This is a genomic window from Nocardia sp. NPDC060249, from assembly GCF_042728755.1.
Classification (GTDB): Bacteria; Actinomycetota; Actinomycetes; order Mycobacteriales; family Mycobacteriaceae; genus Nocardia.
Genome location: NZ_JBHXAQ010000007.1, coordinates 73980 through 94717, shown reverse-complemented (window position 1 = coordinate 94717; position 20738 = coordinate 73980). Strand labels below are relative to the sequence as shown.

Annotated in this window: 3 protein-coding genes; all 3 read left to right on the top strand. The window is 70.6% G+C overall.

Annotated elements, in window-relative coordinates; translation table 11 throughout:
- The first annotated feature begins 272 nt into the window (after positions 1–272).
- The 3 genes from ACFWFP_RS23720 to ACFWFP_RS23710 are packed head-to-tail and all read left to right on the top strand — an operon-like array spanning position 273 to position 20715.
- Positions 273–18386 carry a non-ribosomal peptide synthase/polyketide synthase gene (locus tag ACFWFP_RS23720; RefSeq protein ID WP_379298437.1) on the top strand — a complete coding sequence of 6038 codons (18114 nt, stop codon included), beginning with the start codon at positions 273–275 and terminating at the stop codon, positions 18384–18386.
- Entirely contained in the window at positions 18386–20503 is a 2118-nt protein-coding gene (locus tag ACFWFP_RS23715; RefSeq protein WP_379298435.1) for an AMP-binding protein, read from the top strand. The genes ACFWFP_RS23720 and ACFWFP_RS23715 overlap by 1 nt, the downstream gene beginning before the upstream one ends.
- Positions 20500–20715, top strand: a complete 216-nt coding sequence (locus tag ACFWFP_RS23710; RefSeq protein WP_379298433.1) for an MbtH family protein — start codon at positions 20500–20502, stop codon at positions 20713–20715. The genes ACFWFP_RS23715 and ACFWFP_RS23710 overlap by 4 nt, the downstream gene beginning before the upstream one ends.
- Positions 20716–20738 lie beyond the last annotated feature (23 nt).

The following is a 20738-nucleotide window of genomic DNA, read 5'->3' as shown; positions in this document are numbered from 1 at the left end:
ACTGTCGGCACTGCATGGACAGGCGCCCATGTGATGTAACTGACAAAGCCGTTGGAGGAACGATCAACAGCTAGGCACCCGCGACGGATACATCGTCCGTTGCCTCGGCGACCCCTCGGTCGTCGATCTCGTCCACATGATCTGTCGGGGATCTTGCGCGAGTGTGGCGGTACGCCCACCGCGTTCATATCGAATCTTTCGCTGCGCGAGGTGTATTCGTGCTGCCCGAAAACATTCGATCTGCTGTTCTTTCGCGATACGAGGAGGCTCTGGTGCACGGTACGGAGTTGGGTGGGTTCAGTGCGCGACCACAGGAAGCACGGGTCGCCGGTCTACCGTTTCCACTGACCCCCGCCCAGCTGGGTGTCTGGTACGCACAGCTGCTCGACCCCGATGTCCCGATCACGATCGCCCAGTACGTCGATATCGACGGCGAGCTCGATGCCGCTGTGCTGCAGCAGGTTACGGCTGAGGCGGCGCACGCCTACGGCTCGCCGCTGGTGCGCATCGGCGAGTTCGACGGTGTCCCGCACCAGTACGTCGACCACACCATCGCGGTCGAGCGGGAGCTGCCGCTGATCGATCTGCGCCACCACGACGATCCCGTGGCCGCCGCCCAGGAATGGATGCGCGCGGAGTTCGGCGCCCCCATCGACCTGCTCACCGATCGGCTGGTGGCAGGCGCGGTGCTGCGCGTCGGTGACGCCCGCTGGTTCTGGTACCTGCGCGGCCATCACATCGTGCTCGACGGGTACGGCGCGTTCACCAACTCCCAGCGCATCGCCGAGCTCTACACCGCGCGGATGCTCGGTACCCCGGCGCGCGAGGTGGTGCCGGGGGAGCTGCCGGAACTGGTCGAGGGCGAACAGCGTTACCGCGAGAGCACCCGGTTCGTCGGCGATCGTGAACACTGGGCCCAGCGGATCGCGGGCCTGGACAGCCCCACCGCGCTCGACGGCCGCACCGCGCCGCGTTCGGCGATCAACCTGGTGACCGGCGGGCGCCTGTCGGAGAAATTGGTCGACCGGCTGGAAACCATTGCCGCCAGCGATGATTCGACCATCTCCGCGGTACTCCTGGCCGCCTTCGCCGCCTATCTCGGCCGCCTCACCGACCGGCCCGACGCGGTACTGAGCCTGCCCGTCACCGCCCGCACCACCGCGGTCATGCGCCGCTCGGCGGGGATGCTGTCCAATATCGTGCCGCTGCGACTGCCCACGGGCGCGGCAGGCTCTGCCGCCACCTGGGGTGAACTGCTGCGCGCGGCCCGGGTCGAGGTGGCGGGTGCGCTGCGTCATCAGCGCTACCGTGCCGAGGACATCCGCCGCGACGCCGAGGACGACGGCCGTCCCGCCCGGCGCGCGCTGTTCGGCCCGCTCGCCAACTTCATGCTCTTCCGCAGTGATCTCACCCTCGGTACCACCACCGGTCGCTACCGGGTGCTGTCCACCGGTCCGATCGAGGACCTGAGCCTCAACGTCTACTACGGCGACCGCGACCGGGTGCACGTCGATTTCGAGGCCAACCCGCACCTCTACGACGCCGACACCCTGGCCAGGCACCACGCCCGCTTCCTCGGTTTCCTCGAGCGCCTGGCGGCTACCGACCTCGACACCGCGCTCGGCGCGATCGAGGTCGCGACCGAGCTGGAACTGCAGGTCAGCACCCGGATCTGGAACTCCACCCGGTTCGACGTCGACGCCGCGCTGGCCGAGCGGTCGGTGCGGGCCGCCACGCTGCCCGCCCTGTTCGACGCCCAGGTCGCGCGCACCCCCGATGACGTGGCCGTGCGGATGGCGATGTCCTCGCGCGCCGACGCTGTACGGGACGTCGCCGACGTGGGTTCCGGGGATGCGACGCTCACCTATCGCGAGCTGGCGCAGCGCGTCAACCGGCTGGCCCGGCGGCTGCGCGCGGACGGTATCGGACCGGAATCGCTGGTGGCGCTGAGCATTCGGCGGTCGCCCGAGCTCGTGGTGGCGATGTACGCGGTGCTCGCGGCCGGAGCGGCCTACGTGCCGATCGACCCGGATCATCCGGCCGAGCGCATCGCGCACATCCTCGCCACCGCCGCCCCGGCGGCCGTGCTCACCACCACCCGCGACGGTGTGCCCGTCGACGGGCTGCCGGTGCTGGCTGTCGACGCGCTCGAGCTGAGCGACTACGACGACGCCCCGCTGACCGACGCCGACCGCACCGCGCCGCTGCGCCCCGGTCATCCCGCCTACGTCATCTTCACCTCCGGCTCCACCGGTCTGCCCAAGGGCGTCGCGGTCGAGCACGCCGCGATCGTGAACCGCCTCGTCTGGATGCAGCACACCTACCGCCTGCACGGTGTCGACGTGGTGCTGCAGAAGACGCCGATGACCTTCGACGTCTCGGTGTGGGAGTTCTTCTGGCCCTTGCAGATCGGTGCGACGCTGCTGCTCGCCGAGCCCGACGGCCACCGCGATCCCGGCTACCTGCGTCACGTGATCGCCGAATACGGCGTCACCGTGGCGCATTTCGTGCCGTCGATGCTCGAAGTCTTCCTGGCCCATCAGGAAATCGCCGAACGCACCTCGCTGCGGCTGGTCTTCGCCTCCGGTGAGGCACTGCCCGCGGCGCCCGCCCAGCGGCTGCGACTGCTGACCGGTGCCCGCCTGCACAATCTCTACGGCCCGACCGAGGCCGCCGTCGACGTCACCTTCCACGAGGTGAACGACAGCGACCGGGTCACGGTGCCGATCGGTGCGCCGGTGTTCAACACCCGGCTCCATGTTCTCGACTCACGGCTGCGGCCAGTTCCGGTCGGGGCTCCGGGTGAGCTGTATCTGTCGGGGGTACAGCTCGCCCGGGGTTATGTAGGACGGCCCGAGCTCACCGCCGGACGTTTCGTCGCCGCACCCGCGGTGGTCGCCGACTCCGGGCGCGTGACGTCCGAGGGTGGGTCCGTCGGCACTACCACGCCTCCGCTGCCCGGTGAGCGGATGTACCGCACCGGTGACCTGGTCCGCTGGACCACCAACGGCGAGCTGGAATATTTGGGGCGCACCGACTTCCAGGTGAAAGTGCGTGGGCTGCGGATCGAGCTCGGCGAGATCGAGGCCGTGTTGGAGAGCGTGGACGCCGCGGCGCGCGCCGTGGTGACGGTCCGTGACGACGCGGGCGTCGGCGAGCAGTTGGTCGCCTATGTCGTGGAAGCCGAGCCGGGCTCGGTCTCGATCGACGATCTGCGCGAGACCGCGCTGCGCGCGCTGCCCGCCTACATGGTGCCCGCCGCGTTCGTGCTGCTCGAGGCCCTCCCGGTGAACGCGTCGGGCAAGCTGGATCGCAAGGCCCTGCCCGCTCCCACCCGCACCGTCGTCACCTACGCCGAACCGGTCGGCCCGGTGGAGCAGGCGGTGGCGAGGGTGTTCGGCGAGGTCCTCGGCCTCGACCGGGTAGGCCGCGACGACGACTTCTTCGCCCTCGGCGGCAACAGCCTGGTCGCCACCCAGGTCGCGGCCCGGCTCGGCGCCGACCTCGGCTGCCGCCTCGGCGTGCGCGATCTGTTCGGCGCCACCACCGTCGCCCGTCTCGCCGCCACCGTCGCCGATCGCGACGACACCGGCGTCTCGGCCCAGCTCCCGGTGCTCACCGCGGGCACCCGCCCGGCGCTGATCCCGCTGTCGCCCGCGCAGCAACGGATCTGGTTCCTCAACCGCTTCGATCCCTCGGCGCCCGGCTACAACATGCCCTTCGCCATCCGCCTGCGCGGCACCGCCGATCTCCCCGCCCTGGTCGCGGCCCTGACCGCGGTGGTCGACCGCCACGAGGCGCTGCGCACCGTGTTCCCCGCGGTCGACACCGCCGGTGGCGCGGTGGCCGAACAGGTCGTGCGCGACGCCGGGCTGGTGCGCGTCGGCGACCCGGTCGAAGTGCCGGCCGCCGATCTCGATGCGGCGCTGACCCGATTCGCGCGGGCCGGGTTCGATCTCGAACGCGAAGCACCGTTGCGTGCGGGCATCTTCGTTGTTGCGGAGGCCGCCGACACAACTGTGGACAACTCGGCACCCCGGCGATCGAGCGACGCGGCGGGCGAGTGTGTCCTCGCTGTCGTGCTGCATCATATTGCGGCGGACGGTGTTTCGCTGCAGGTGCTCGTCCGCGACGTGCTCACCGCCTACCGCGCCGCCACCGACGGCACCGACCCTGACTGGTCGCCGCTGAGCGTGCAGTACGCCGACTACGCCCTCTGGCAGCACGAGCTCCTCGGTGCCGAAACCGATCCGCAGTCACTGGCATCGCGCGAAATCGCCTTCTGGGAGCGAACTCTCGCCGGCCTGCCCGATCAGCTCGAGCTGCCCTCGGCCCGGCAGCGGCCGATCGAGCCGAGCCTGCGCGGTGCCCGCTCCGCCTTCACCATCGACGCCGAGCTGCATCGTCAGCTCGCCGATCTGGCCCAGCGGGCAGGCGCCTCGCTGTTCATGGTTGTGCACACCGCGCTGTCGGTGCTTCTCGCGCGCCTGTCCGGCACCACCGACATCGCCATCGGCACCGGCGTCGCGGGCCGCGGCGACCGCGCCATCGACGATCTGATCGGCATGTTCGTCAACACCCTCGTACTGCGCACCGAGGTCGACCCCGCCGCGAGCTTCATCGCCGCGCTCGAGCACACCCGCGAAACCGACCTGGCCGCGTTCGCGCACGCCACCATTCCCTTCGATCGCCTGGTCGACGTCGTCAACCCGGCCCGCTCGCGATCCCGGCACCCGCTGTTCCAGGTGGCGCTGAACTTCCAGGCCGACCTCGACACCACCTTCGAACTGGCGGGCTCGGCGGTGACGGTGCGCGAGATCGAGCTCGACATCACCAAGTTCGACCTCCAGCTCACCCTCGCCGAACGACGCGGTGCCGCAGGCGAACCCGCGGGTATCGACGCCGTCACCCTGTACGCCGCCGACCTGTTCGACGAGTCCGGGATACGGGCTCTCGGCGCGCGTTTCGTGCGACTACTCGCCGCGGCCGTCGCCGCACCGGATACCGCGGTCGGCGACCTACCGCTGCTGTCGGCGCCCGAACACTCCCAGCTCACCGGCATGCGCGGCGCACCGGTCACCGCCACCGGTCTGATACCCGATCTCCTGGCCACGGCCGTCGCCGCCGACCCGGAACGCGACGCCGTCACCGACGGCGATCGCACCCTCACCTACCGCGAACTCGACCGGGCGTCGTCGCGCCTGGCCAGGGTCCTCATCGACAGCGGCGCCGGCCCCGACGACGTGATCGCCGTCGGCATCCCCCGCTCCATCGAGTCGGTGCTCGCGGTGTGGGCGATCGCCAAGTCCGGTGCCGCCTGGTTGCCCGTCGATCCGAGCTACCCCCTCGATCGGATCACCCATATGGTGACCGACTCCGGTGCGCGACTGGGTCTTACAGTGTCCGAGTCCCAGTCCGCGCTGCCCGGCCCGATCGACTGGCTGGTCCTCGACGAGCTGAAGCTGATGGCCGAATGCGCCGGGCGTTCCAGCGATCCCGTCACCGACTTCGACCGGGTGCGCCCCCTGCGCGCCCAGCACCTCGCCTACGTCATCTACACCTCCGGCTCGACCGGCCTGCCCAAGGGCGTGCTCGTCACTCAGGCGGGTATCGCCGGTTTCGCCGCCGAGGAGACGGCGCGCATGTTCGGCACCGCCGACGCCCGCGTCCTGCAGGTCGGCTCGCCGTCCTTCGACATCTCGGTGATGGAATTGCTGCTCGCGGTGAATTCCGCCGCGACCCTGGTGATCGCCCCGAACGGCCGCCATGTGGGAGCCGAACTGGCCCAACTGCTTTCGGAGCAGCGAGTCACCCATGCCCTGATGACCCCGTCCGGTCTGGCCGTGCTCGACCCCGCCCCGCTCGACGCCCTTCGCCTGGTGATGGTCGGCGGCGAGGCCTGCCCGCCCGACCTGATCGCCCGCTGGACCGCCGGACCCGTGCCCCGCGCGTTCGTGAACGCCTACGGCCCTTCCGAGACCACGGTCGCCACCAACATCAGCGCCCCGCTCACCGCCGATTCCCCGCTGACCCTCGGGACGCCGCTGCGCGGCATCACCCAGTGGGTCCTCGACGCCCGGCTGCGCCCGGTCCCGGTCGGTGTCGCGGGCGAGCTGTACGTCGCGGGTGCCCAGGTCGCGCGCGGCTATCGCGCCCGGGCCGCGCTCACCGCGACTCGCTTCATCGCTTGCCCGTGGGCGTCGTCCGAGCGCATGTACCGCACCGGAGACCTGGTCCGCTGGACTCCCGAGGGCACCCTCGACTACCTGGGCCGCAACGACGACCAGGTCAAACTCCGGGGCTTCCGGATCGAACTCGGCGAGGTCGAATCCGCGCTGCTCGCCCAGCCCTCGGTTCGCCAAGCCGTGGTGCTGGTGCGCGCCGACCCGCACCGCGGCGATCAGCTCATCGCTTATGTCGTGCCCGCCACCGAGACCGGCGACCTGATCGATGTCGATGCGATCGCCGCCGCCCTGCGAGGCGCTCTCGCCGCGCACATGGTGCCGTCCGCGTTCGTGGTGATCGAGGCCCTGCCGCTCACCCCCAACGGCAAGCTCGACCGCAAGGCCATGCCGGAGCCGGTGTTCGCCGCGCGTTCCTTCCGCGCGCCCGCCGTCGGCACCGAGTCCGTCGTGGCCCAGGTGTTCGGCGAAGTGCTCGGGGTCGCGCGGATCGGCGCCGACGACGATTTCTTCGCGCTCGGCGGCAACTCGCTGGTCGCCACCCAGGTGGTATCGCGTCTGGGCACCGCGCTCGGCCGCACGGTCTCGCTGAAGTCGCTGTTCGAGGCGCCGGCCGTCGCCGCGCTCGCCGCCCTGCTCGGCACGGCCGACGCGGTCGAGCCGAGGCCCGTGCTGGTGGCAAGCGAACGGCCGCAACGGATTCCGCTGTCCTACGCCCAGCAGCGCATGTGGTTCCTCAATCAGTTCGACGCCGGATCGGTCGCCGACAATATCGCCGCCGCCATCCGCCTCACCGGCGTCCTGGACTACGCCGCGATGAACGCGGCCGTCGCGGCGGTCTTCGCCAGGCACGAGGCGCTGCGGACCCGTTACCCCGCCGTCGACGGCATTCCGTTCCAGCAGGTACTCGCCGCCGACCAGCTGACGATCACCCTCGAACCGCGCGCGATCGCCCCGGTCGACCTCGACAGCCGGATCCGCGCGCTGGCCGCCGTCCCGTTCGCGGTGGACTCCGAACCCCCGGTCCGCCTGCACCTGCTGCACACTGCCACCGACGAGCACGTCCTCGTCCTCGTGCTGCACCACATCGCCGCCGACGGCTGGTCCGTCGCACCACTGACCCGCGATGTGATGGTCGCCTACGCCGCCCACCTGGCCGGATCCGCGCCCCAGTGGACGCCACTGCCGGTGCAGTACGCCGACTTCGCCCTCTGGCAGCGCGACGCGCTCGGCGCCGAGGACGACGCCGATTCCGCCCTGTCGCGCCAGCTCGCGTTCTGGACGACGGAACTGGCCGACCTGCCCGACCTGCTCGCGCTGCCGAGTGATCGACCGCGCCCGGCCGTGGCCTCGGGACGTGGTGCGCGCCAGTCGTTCACGGTGCCCGCCGAGCTCACCGAACGACTGCGCGGCCTCGGCGCACGGGCCAATGCCTCGCTGTTCATGGTGTTGCACACCGCCTTCGCCATTACTCTCGCCGAACTGTCGGGCCAGCAGGACATTTCGATCGGCACCCCGGTCGCCGGTCGCGGTGACCAGGCGCTCGACGACCTGGTCGGCATGTTCGTCAACACCCTCGTGCTGCGCACCCGGATCCGCCCCGACGCCACCTTCGCCGAACTACTCGGCACGGTTCGCGACAGCGACCTGCGTGCCCTCGCCAACGCCGACGTCACCTTCGACCGGCTCGTCGAGGTGCTCAACCCCGAGCGCTCGACCGCCAGGCACCCGCTGTTCCAGGTGATGCTCGACTTCCAGAACAACTCCCGAACCGAACTCGAACTCGCGGGCCTGACCGCCTCAGAGATCGAGATCGACACCCACACAGCCAAATTCGACCTGCACCTCACGCTGCGCGAGACCGCCGACGGCCTGCTCGCCCGCTTCGAGTACGCGACCGACCTCTTCGACGCGCCGACCATCACAGATTTCGGCACCCGCTTCCTGCGGACGCTGGACACGGTGACCGCCGATCCCGACGTCGTGATCGGCGATATCGACCTCCTCGACACCGACGAGCGCGTTCGCGTGCTCGACACCTGGAACGCCACCGACTACCCGATCGACGAGCGCATGACGCTGGCCTCGCTGTTCGCGGCGCAGGCCGAGCGCACCCCGGACGCGATCGCGCTGACCCTCGAGGGCGAATCGCTGAGCTATTCCGCGTTCGCCGGCGCGGTGAATCGCCTGGCCCGCCTGCTGATCTCGATCGGTGTTCGCCCCGACCGCACCGTGGCTCTCGGCATGCGGCGCTCGATCGACTCGGTCGTCGCCATGTACGCCGTCATCGCCGCCGGTGGCGCCTACGTCCCCCTGGACCCGGATCACCCGGCCGAGCGCATCGCCCAGGTGATCGCCGCCGCCGACCCGGTCTGCGTCCTGACCCGCCTGAGCGACGACCTCGACCTCACCGGCGTGGAGTCGGCGGGCGAGCACCGCGCGGTTCTCGATCTCGAGCAGGTCGACACCACCGACTACTCGGCCGAGCCGATCACCGACGCCGACCGACTGGCCACGCTCACCCGGGACAACGCCGCCTACCTGATCTTCACCTCCGGCTCCACCGGCGCGCCCAAGGGCGTCGTGGTCTCCCACGCCGCGATCGTCAACCGTCTGGTGTGGATGCAGGACGCCTACCGGCTCACCCCCGGCGACGCCGTGCTGCAGAAGACCCCGGCCACCTTCGACGTCTCGGTCTGGGAGTTCTTCTGGCCCCTGCAGATCGGTGCCCGGCTCGTGCTCGCCCGCCCGGACGGTCACCGCGACCCCGCCTATTTGACCCGGCTGATCACCGACGAGCAGATCACCGTCGCCCACTTCGTCCCGTCGATGCTGTCGGTCTTCGTCGCCGTGCTCGACAGCGCACCCGCCGACGAAGCGACCACGCGGTGCGCATCGCTGCGTCTGGTGTTCGCCTCCGGCGAGGCGCTGGCGCCCGCGCCCGCCCAGCTGCTGCGCCGGCTCACCGGGACGGCTGTGCACAACCTGTACGGCCCCACCGAGGCCGCAGTTGACGTGACCTTCCACGAGGTGATCGACGCCGACACCGTCACCGTGCCGATCGGCGCGCCGGTGCACAACACCCAGGTCTACGTCCTCGACAGCCGTCTGCGCCCGGTCCCTGCCGGCGTCCCCGGCGAGCTGTACCTGGCAGGCATCCAGCTCGCTCGCGGCTACGCGGGCCGCGTCGACCTCACCGCCGATCGTTTCGTCGCCAACCCGTTCACCTCCGCCGAGCGCATGTACCGCACCGGCGACCTCGTCACCTGGACATCGGCCGGCGAGCTGGAGTACTTGGGCCGCACCGACTTCCAGGTGAAGTTGCGCGGTCTGCGGATCGAGCTCGGCGAGATCGAAGCCGTGCTCTCCGGGCTTTCCGAGATCACCCAGGCCGCGGTGATCGTCCGCGACGAGACCCTGGTCGCGTATCTCGTCGCCGCACAACATGTCGACGTGGACGCGGTGAAGTCCACGCTCCTGCGGACCCTGCCCGCCTACATGGTCCCCGCGGCGTTCGTCGTCCTCGACGAGTTCCCGCTCAACTCCTCGGGCAAGCTCGATCGAAAGGCGCTCCCCGCACCGAGTTTCGAGGCGGCAGTCTTCCGCGCGCCGACCACCGAGGTCGCTCGCATCGTCGCGGCCACCTTCGCCACGGTGCTCGGTTTCCCCGCCGATCGCGCAGTCGGTCTCGACGACGACTTCTTCGCTCTCGGCGGCAACTCCCTCAACGCCACCCAGGTCGCGGCCCGCCTCGGCGCCGCCCTCGACACCCAGATCCCGGTCCGGCTGCTGTTCGACGCACCGACGGTGGCCGACCTGGCCGACCGGTGCACCGCCCTGCGCGGCATCGGCGGGCGGCTCGAACTCACCACTCGTGAACGACCACAGCGGATTCCGCTGTCCGCGGCGCAGCGCCGGATGTGGTTCCTCAATCGCTACCTCGCCGACGTCGACGGCATCGGCGACGCCGTCGACAACATCCCCGTCGCGCTGCGGCTCACCGGCGACCTCGACCTCGCTGCCCTGGAAGCGGCCCTCGCCGATGTGGTCGCCCGGCACGAAACCTTGCGAACCAGCTACCCGGAGGGGCCGGAGGGCGCCGAACAGCTGATCTCGGACGCCACGGAAATCACGCTGCGGCCCGAGGCGATCACCGAGCCGGAACTGCCCGAACGCCTGTTGTCCTGCGCCGCGGTCCGTTTCGACCTCACCGCCGAGATCCCGCTGCGCGCGACCCTGTTCGCGCTGAACACCGGCCACGTGCTGGTCCTGGTGGTCCACCACATCGCCGCCGACGGCTTCTCACTCGGCCCGCTGGCCGCCGACCTGATGGCCGCCTACGCCGCCCGCCGTGACGGCGCCACCCCCAACTGGACACCGCTGCCCGTCCAGTACGCCGACTACGCCCTCTGGCAGCACGAAAACCTGGGCGAGACAACCGATCCCGCGTCGCTCGCGCACACCCAGCTGGCCTTCTGGCGCCATGGCCTCGCCGGTCTCCCCGAGCAGCTCGACCTACCCACCGACCGTCCCCGCCCCGCCGAGTCCACCTTCCGCGGCGCCGTCCACCGCTTCCAGATCGACTCCGATCTGCACAGTGAGCTGCGCGAACTGGCCCGCAAGCACGAGGCCACCCTGTTCAGCACGGTGCACGCCGCACTCGCGGTGCTGCTGGCCCGCCTGTCCGGCGGCAGCGACATCGCCATCGGCACTCCGGTCGCGGGCCGCGGCGAGGCCGCCCTCGACGGGCTGATCGGTATGTTCGTCAACACCCTGGTCCTGCGCACCCAGATCGACCCGCGCGCCGAATTCGAAACCACCCTCGACGCCGTCCGTGCGGGCGACCTCGACGCCCTCTCGCACGCCGACGTCCCGTTCGAGCAGGTCGTCGATGCTCTCGACCCGGCGCGAGCCCGCAACCGCCACCCGCTGTTCCAGGTGGCGCTGGTGCTGCAGAACTTCACCGTCCCCGCGCTCGAGGCCGCCGGCCTGCGCGTGGAACCCGTCGATATCGATGCCGCCGTGGCGAAGTTCGACCTGCAGTTCACCCTCGGCGAATCCGACGACATCGACGGCCGCGCGAACGGCCTCGCTATCGAAATCGCCTACGCCACCGACCTGTTCGACGAGGACAGCGTCGCGGTGCTGGCCCGTCGCTTCACCCAGGTGCTGGCCGCCGTCGTCGCCGACCCGACCGTCGTGGTGGGCGACATCCAAGTGCTCAGCGCCGAAGAACAGCAGCGCACCCTGCGCGACTGGTCGTCCACCGGTGGGTCGGTGGCCGCCGCCGACACCATGGTCGACCGGTTCGCCCGCGTCGCCGCCCTCGACCCCACCGCCGTCGCCGTGAAGGCGGGCGAGCGCACGCTGACCTACGGTGAGCTCGACGCCTGGTCCAACCGTCTCGCCCGCCGGCTCGTCGCCGCGGGCGTCGGCCCGGAATCGCTGGTAGCGGTGGCGCTGCCGCGTTCGGTGGAGCTGCCGGTCGCCCTGCTCGCCGTGCTGAAGGCCGGCGGTGGCTACCTGCCGATCGACCCCAACTACCCCGCCGATCGCATCGAATACGTCCTCGACGACGCCCGCCCGCAGTGCGCGATCACCAACGACGACACCGGCCTGGCACACGACTGGTTCGGTGGCCCGGTCATTGATCCCGCCGGGGCCAACCTGTCCGATTTCGCCGCCGCACCACTGACCGACGCCGACCGGCGTACGCCGCTCGACCCCGCCAACGCCGCCTACGTCATCTACACCTCCGGCTCGACCGGCCGCCCCAAGGGTGTGGTGGTCCCACACACGAATGTCGTGGCGCTGCTGGACAACACCGCGCAGCGGTTCGGCTTCGGCCCGTCGGACGTGTGGACGATGTTCCACTCCTACGCCTTCGACTTCTCGGTGTGGGAACTGTGGGGCGCGCTGCTGCACGGCGGCTCGATCGTGCTCGTCGACTACTTCACCTCCCGCTCGCCCGAGCAGTTCCGGGAACTGCTCCGCACCGAACGCGTCACCGTCCTCAACCAGACGCCGTCCGCGTTCTACCAGCTCATCGCCGCCGACCTGGCCGCGCCCGCACCCACCGAATACGCCTTGCGCACAGTGATCTTCGGTGGCGAGGCCCTCGAACCGCAACGCCTCGCAGGCTGGTTCGCCCGCTACCCGGACTCGCCCCGCCTGGTGAACATGTACGGCATCACCGAGACCACCGTCCACGCCTCCTACCGGGAGATCACCCCGAACACCGGCTCCGCCAGCGTGATCGGCGGTGCCATCGCGGGACTCGCGGTGCGGGTGCTCGATTCACGACTGCGCCCCGTCCCGCTCGGCGTTCCCGGCGAAATCTACGTCTCCGGACCACAATCGGCGCGCGGCTACCTGGGTCGACCCGACCTGACCGCGAGCCGCTTCGTCGCCGACCCCTATGGCCCTCCCGGATCTGTCGCCTACCGGTCCGGTGACCTCGCCCGCTGGACGGTTGTGCCCGACGAGGCCACCGGGGCACTCACGTCGTCGCCCAGCACGCACGTCGACCTCGAATACCTCGGCCGCGCCGACCAGCAGGTCAACCTCCGTGGCTTCCGTGTCGAACTCGGCGAGATCGAAGCGGCGCTGCTGCACAGCTCGATCGCGCCCCGCGAAGTCGCGGTGCTGGTGCGGACCGACCTCGTCGACGAGCCGCGCATCGTGGCCTACGTGGTCGGGGAGTCCGCCCACCTCGACACAGCTGCCCTGCGCAAGGAGCTGGCGCGCACGCTGCCCGAGCACATGCTCCCGGCGGCCGTCGTGCCGGTCGAGCGCATTCCGCTCACGGTCAACGGCAAGCTCGATCGCGCGGCCCTGCCCGCGCCCGTCTTCGAGACCACCACCTACCGCAGGCCGGCCACCGTCACCGAGCAGATCATCGCCGCCGTGTACACCGAGGTGCTCGGCCGTGCCGACGACCGGCCGATCGGTGCCGACGACGACTTCTTCGCCCTCGGCGGCAGCTCGCTGCTGGCAGCCAAGGCTGTGGCCCGCATCGGCGCGGCCCTGGACCGGCGCGTGGGTGTGCGGACCCTGTTCGAGGCGCCGAGCGTCGCCGCACTGGCCGCCGCGATCGACGCCCAGTCGAAGGTCGATCGTCCCGCACTGGTCGGCCGGGCTCGCCCCGACCTGCTCCCGCTCTCCCCGGCCCAGCAGCGGATGTGGTTCCTCAACCGCTTCGACCGCGCCTCGGTGGCCTACAACATCCCGTTCGCGCTGCGCCTGAGCGGTGCGCTCGATACGGGTGCGCTCCAGGCCGCGATGGCCGATGTGGTCGCCCGGCACGAATCGCTGCGCACCGTATACCCCGAGGTCGACGGCACACCCGTGCAGTCGATCGTCGCCCCGGCCGAGGCGATGTCGACCCTGGCCGCGCCCGCGCGCGCCGAAGCGTCACCGCGCGAAACCAGCTCGCCGCCCGCCCTCGGATCGGCGCTCACGCCGGTAGCGATCGGCGAGGCCACGCTCGCCGCCGCGATTCGCGATCTGGCCGAGATCACCTTCGACGTCACCACCGAGATTCCGGTGCGCCTGCGGCTGTTCCAGTTGTCCGCAACCGAATTCGTGCTCGCCGGTGTCCTGCACCACATCGCCGCCGACGGTTCGTCGATCGCCCCCTTCGTCGCCGACCTCATGCGGGCCTACACCGCCCGGCTCGCCGACACCGCCCCCGGCTGGGCGCCGCCCGCCGTGCAGTTCGCCGACTACGCGCTGTGGCAGCGTGACCTGCTCGGCGACGAAGCCGACCCGGCTTCCCTCGCCGCCCAGCAAGTCGGCTACTGGCGCGACCAGCTGGCCGGGCTGCCCGATCAGCTGGCCCTGCCGACCGACCGTCCCCGACCCGCCCGCCAGACCCTGCGCGGCGACACGGTGCGCTTCACCCTCGACGCCGACCTGCACGCCGCGCTGTCGGCCCTCGGCCGCGACAACGGCGCCACCCTGTTCATGGTGGTGCACGCGGCGTTCGCGGCCCTGCTGGCCCGCATCTCCGGCACCGCCGACATCGCCGTCGGCACCCCGAACGCGGGCCGCGGCGAAGCCGAGCTCGACGAGGTCGTCGGCATGTTCGTCAATACGCTGGTGTTGCGCACCCAGGTCAGGAGCGACGCGCCGTTCACCGAGCTACTCGCCACCGCGCGCACCGCCGATATCGCCGCGTTCTCGCACGCCGATGTGCCGTTCGAGCGGTTGGTGGAGGTGCTCAACCCCGCCCGCTCCACCGCGCGGCACCCGCTGTTCCAGGTCGGCTACTCGTTCCAGAACCACGACCGCGCTCAGCTGGAGCTTCCCGGCCTGACCGTCTCCGGTATCGAATTCGACTCCGGCGTAGCGCAGTTCGACCTGCACCTGTTCGCGCTCGACAACTACACCGCCGAGGGCGCCCCGGCCGGGATCGAGATGGCTCTCGGTTACGCCACCGACCTGTTCGACGCCGGCACCGCCGAACGTTTCGCCGGTCAGCTGCGTCGCGTACTGGAATCGGTCGCCACCACTGCGGATGCCGTCGTCGGCGACCTGGACCTGCTCGGCGCCGACCGCGCGCTCGTGCTCGACACGTGGAACGACACCGCTCATCCGGTCGAGCCGACCACGCTCACCGAACTGGTCGCCCGCCAGGCGAACCGGACTCCGAGCGCGCCGGCGCTGGTAGACGACGCGTCCGGCGAATCATTGGACTACGCCACCTTCGACGCGCAGGTCAACCGCGTCGCCCGGCTCCTGATCGCCGAGGGCGTCGGCCCGGAACGCACCGTCGTGCTGGCCATGCGCCGGGGGATCGACCTCGTGATCGCCATGCACGCTGTGGTCCGGGCAGGCGGCGCGTATGTGCCGATCGACCCCGATCACCCCGTCGACCGCATCTCCTACATCGTCGCCGCCTCGGCGCCGCTGTGCGTGCTCACCACAGCGGCCGACGGGCTGCCGATCCCGGTGGACGTGCCCGTCTTCGAGCTGGATCATCGCGCACTGCAGGAGCTTTCGACCGAGCCGGTGACCGATGCGGAGCGCGTCGCCCCGCTGCGGCCCGAGCACCCGGCGTACATCATCTTCACCTCCGGATCCACCGGCCGCCCCAAGGGCGTCAGCGTCACCCACGCCGCGATCGTCAACCAGATCGCTTGGCTGCGCGACCGCTTCACCATGACCACCACCGATCGCGTCCTCCTGAAAACCCCCGCTACCTTCGATCTGTCGGTCTGGGAGTTCTGGTCGCCGTTGACCTCCGGCGGAGCGCTGATCGTCACCCGCCCCGGCGACGAGCGTGATCCGGATCGTCTGCGCGCCGCCATGTCCCGGCATCACGTCACGGTCTTGCACGCGGTGCCCTCTCTCATCGCCATGCTCCTGACCGCCGATGCCACACCGGCACTGCCCGATTCGCTCCGTGCCGTCCTCGCCATCGGCGAAGCGCTGCCCACCGCCACGGCCACCGCGTTCCGGGCCAGTGGCACCGAGGCCACCTTGCACAACCTGTACGGCCCCACCGAGGCGGCCGTCTCGATCACCGAATACGAAGTGGCCGAGGACTCGACGTACCTGCCGATCGGCACGCCGGCCTGGAACAGCGCGGTGTACGTCCTCGACGACCGACTTCGCCCGGTCCCGATCGGCGTCGCCGGCGAGCTCTACCTGTCCGGCGACCAGCTGGCCCGCGGCTATCACGGTCGCCGGTCCTTGACGGCCGACCGCTTCGTCGCCAACCCCTTCGCGCCGCTCGCCCCTCGACTCTCGGCCGGGGTCGGTACCGCTGCGACGGGCGAGACCTACCCGGGTGCGGCCGACGCGATGCCGGCCCTGGATCGCACCGCAGGCACAGGTCGCCACGGCATCGGCTCGCGGATGTACCGCACCGGCGACATCGTCCGCTGGCACGCCGACGGCACCCTCGAATACCTGGAGCGCGCCGACTTCCAGGTCAAGATCGGCGGCTTCCGCATCGAACTCGGTGAGGTGGAAACAGCCCTGCTGCGCAGCGCCGGCGTCCGCGCGGCCGTCGCGGTCGCCGTCACCGACGAGCGCGCGGGTGCCCGCCTGATCGCCTACGCGGCGGTCGCCGACCTGACCCCGGGCGACGAGCCCGCGATCGCCGCCCGCCTGCGCGGTGAACTCGCCGCCGACCTGCCCACGTACATGGTGCCGTCCGCGCTGGTGGTGCTCGACGCGCTACCCCTCAACGCCAACGGCAAAGTCGACCGCTCGGCGCTGCCCGAACCGCAGTTCGCCGAAGCCGTCTTCCGTGCCCCGGTCACCGCCGTCGAACAGCTCGTCGCCCGGACGTTCACCGAGGTGATCGGCTGCGCGAGCGCCGGGCTCGACGACGACTTCTTCGCCCTCGGCGGCAACTCGCTGATGGCAACCCGGCTGGCCGCGCGTCTCGGCGCCGCGCTCGGCGTCCACGTCGCGGTGGCCGCGGTCTTCGACGCACCGACAGTCGGCGCACTGGCCGCACATCTCGCCACCGCCGATCACGCCATCGCCCGTCCGCCGCTGACCAAGCGCACCGGCGAAGGTCCCGCGGTCCTCTCGCCCGCGCAGCAGCGCATGTGGGTGCTGCACCAGCTCTCGCCCCAGTCCTCGGCCTATCACATCCCGGCCGCCATCCGCCTGACCGGCGAGCTCGACCTACCCGCCCTGCAGGCGGCCGTCGCCGACCTGCTGGGCCGCCACGACACCCTGCGCACCCGCTACCCGGACACCGCAGGCGGCCCGGTCCAGCAGGTGATGCCCGCCTGGTCCGCCGCCGTCGATCTCGCCCCCCTCCCGGTCGCGCCCGCCGATGTCGAAACCCGGATCGCGGCACTCGTCGCGCAGCCCTTCGACATCACCGCCGCGCCACCGATCCGGGTCGCCCTCTACCGCCTCGGCGACAACGATCACGTCCTCGTCGTCGTGGTGCACCACATCAGCGCGGACGGATACTCGATCGACCCGCTCACCCGGGATCTGGTGCGCGCCTATGTAGATCGCAGCCAGGGTCGCGAACCGGGCTGGGCCCCGCTGACGATCCAGTACGGCGATTTCAGTGCCTGGCAGCGCGACCTGCTCGGCTCCGATTCCGACCCCGCCAGCGTGCTCACCCAGCAGCTCACCTACTGGACCCGCGAGCTGGCGGGCGCACCCGAACTACTGGCGCTGCCGACAGACCGCCCGCGCGCGGCCCGTCGTGAAATGCGCGGTGCGACGATCGAATTCGACCTCGATGCCGCACTCACCACCCGCCTCGACGACGTGGCCCGCGCCCACGGAACCACCCTGTTCACGCTGATCCACAGTGCGCTGGCGGTCCTGCTGGCCAAACAGTCCGGCAGCGCCGACATCACCATCGGCGCACCGGTGTCCGGTCGCGGCGCCCGCGAACTCGACGACCTCGTCGGCATGTTCGTCAACACCGTCGCGCTGCGCACCGAGATCGACGCCCGCGCACCGTTCACCGACCTGCTCGCCCAGGCCAAGCGCCGCGACCTGGCCGCGCTGTCCCACGCCGACGTCCCTTTCGAGCAGGTGGTCGATGCCGTGGGTCGCGCCCGTACCGGCGCCTACACCCCGCTGTTCCAGGTGATGTTGACCTTCCAGAACATGCCGCCCGGCGGTATCGAGCTACCCGGCTTACACGTGCAGACCTTGGACCCCGGACTCACCGAAGCCAAATTCGACCTGCACCTCACCGCCCTGCAGCGCTATACCGACGGCGGCGCGCTGGACGGCCTCGACATCCACTTCGGCTATGCCACAGACCTGTTCGACGCGTCGACGGTCCGCACCATGGCCGAGCGATTCCGCACGGTGCTCACCACCGTCGCCGCCGACCCCACCGTGGCGGTGCGCGCGATCGACCTGCGCACCGATGCCGAAAAGACCCCGACCACCCACACAATCGCCGATCTTCCGGGCCTCGTCGGCTCGGCAGCTCGGCTCGCGCCGGCGACCGTGGCCTTCACCCACGGCGAGCACGCCATCTCCTACGGAGCACTCGACGCCAAGCTCACCGCGGTGCGCAGGGCGATGGGCGCGAAGATGAAACCTGAAGCGCTGGTGAACGTCGCGCTGGCCGGCCTCGTGCCCGGCGTGCTCGCCGCACTCGGCGCGGCCGGTCTCACTTCGACTCTGCAAACACTGGTGACCGATGCTGCCGCGGTAATCGCCGGGACAGGGTCGGTTGACGACTCGGAAGGACAACTCTGATGTCGCACACGGATTCGGTCACGACCGCCGCCACCCTCGCCGCGCTCCTGCGTGACCTGGACGGCGATCGACCACGTGACCCGGCGACCTTGCTCGCCGCCTTCTCCACCTACGCCGACCGCGAACCCGACATCCTCGCCGTGCGCGACGGCGACATCGCTCTCACCTACGGCCAGCTGGCCGAGCGCGTCGACGCGTTGGCCGCCGCGCTCCTCGAGCACGGCGTCGGCCCCGAAACCACCGTCGCGGTGTCGCTTCCGCGTTCGGCCGAGTTGGTGGTCGCCGTGCACGCGGTGCTCGCCGCGGGCGGTGCGTTCGTGCTGCTCGACCCCGCAGGCCCCGCTGACCTGCATGCCGCGCTGGCCGCACCCGCGTTGATCCTCACCCGCGACGGAATACCGCACCCCGCCGGGTTCCCGGTCCTGCACACCGATGCCACCGCCGAAGTCACACCCGATGAGCTACCAGGGCCGAGCGCGGACAACCCCGCCTACCTGGTCGTCGATGTGGTTGCCGCGACCGCCGTCGTCGTCGGACATCGCGCGGCGCAAGCCAATTCGAGCTGGCGCCAGCGTCTCTGCGGTATCGGCATCGGCGACTCCGTGCTCTGGCACGCACCGCTGGCCGGACAGGCTGCGGTGGGGGAGATGCTGCTCGCGCTGCAGAACGGGGCAACGCTGGTGGTCTCACCGTCGGCGGTGCTCGCCGACGCGATTGCCGAAACGCAGGTGACCGCAGCGTGTTTCGACCACGCCGAGCTCGCCGAACTGGCGGCGCTGCCCGATGCCGAGGAGCGTCTCGACTCGCTGCGCGTGGTGCTCGGCTCGGGTGGGCCACTGCTCGCGAAGACCGCCGCCGCCCTGCGCGCGGTGAGCGGCGCGACCCTGTGGCACGTCTACGGCAGGCCCGAGACCGCGGGCGAGTTCGTCGCGCACGAGGTGACCGGCGCCGACCTGGAGGTGGTCCCGTTCGGATCGGCCGCCGACGACGTCGAACTGCTGATCCTCGACGAGCACCTGATCCCGGTCGCCGACGGCGAGATCGGCGAACTCTACGTCTCCGGTGTGCAATTGGCGCGGGGGTACGTCGGCAGACAGGCCACCGCGGCGACCTTCCTCGCCAACCCCATCGGTCCGGTGGACGACCGCATGTTCGCCACCGGCGACCTCGTGCGCCGCAGGCCGCCGGGCGATGCCTGGACGGCCGAGATCGAATTCGTCGGCCGCATCGACGACGGGCCCTACGCCCGCGCGACGGGGCTCGCCGACGAACTGCTACTCGACGAGTTCGAAGCCCAAGCCGCCGCAACCCCTTTCGACCCGGCCGTCGTCCATGCGCCGACCGACGGCCCGACCTCGATCATCACCTACGGTGACCTCGACCGGCGCACCAATCAACTCGCCCGGCATCTGACCGCGCTCGGTATCGGCCCGGAATCGGCTGTGCTCGTGGATGTCCCACGTTCCATCGAGTTCGTGGTGGCGACCTATGCCGTCCTCAAAGCCGGCGGGACCGTGGTGCCGATCGACACCGCGAACCCCCGGCTCCCACCGATCGTCAACCCGGCACTGGCCCTGACCGTCGCCGCCCGCGAACACCTCGGCACCTACGACATCCCGACGGTGACGATCGACCGGGCATCGCTGTCGCACTACTCGAGCGAACCCATCGGCCGCGGCGAACATCGCGTCCCGATCCTGCCCCAGCATCCCGCCTTCGTGCTGTTCCCCCCTGGCACCACGCACAGCGTCACCATCAGCCATGCCGCGGCCGTGCACCGGGTCACCGCCATGCAGGCCCGCCACAGCCTCACCACTCGCGATGTCTATCTGCACCAATCCCGCACCGGGGACGCCACCGCGTGGCACGGCTACCTGCTCCCTCTCCGGGTCGGGGCGACCGTGGTCCTCACCGAGCCGCCCGACCCCACCCGGTTAGCCGCCCTCATCGCCGCCTACGGCATCACCACCACCGACTTCACCCCTCACTTCGCGCCCGCCCGTACCAGCCACCGCGACCGCCTGTTCCGCACGAGCGAGCTCGCCCACCACGAAATCGAAGGCACCGCAGCAGCATTAGCCCATCTGGGCACCCTCCTCGGAAAGGCCACCCCATGACCAACCCGTTCGACGACGACAACGCCCAGTTCTACGTCCTGGTCAACACCGAAGGCGAACACTCCCTCTGGCCCACCTTCGCCGCCGTCCCCGGCGGCTGGTCGGTCGCCTTCGGCGCCGCCCCCCGAACCTCCTGTCTGCACTACGTGGAATCCCACTGGCTCGACATGCGCCCCAACTCCCTCATCGCCGCCATGTCCAGCAAACCCTGACCCGCGACGCCCGGAGACCTGTC

Excerpts from the sequence above, each read along its gene's own strand:
- ACFWFP_RS23715 (WP_379298435.1), top strand. The coding sequence starts at position 18,386 with ATGTCGCACACGGATTCGGTCACGACCGCCGCCACCCTCGCCGCGCTC.
- ACFWFP_RS23710 (WP_379298433.1), top strand. The coding sequence starts at position 20,500 with ATGACCAACCCGTTCGACGACGACAACGCCCAGTTCTACGTCCTGGTC.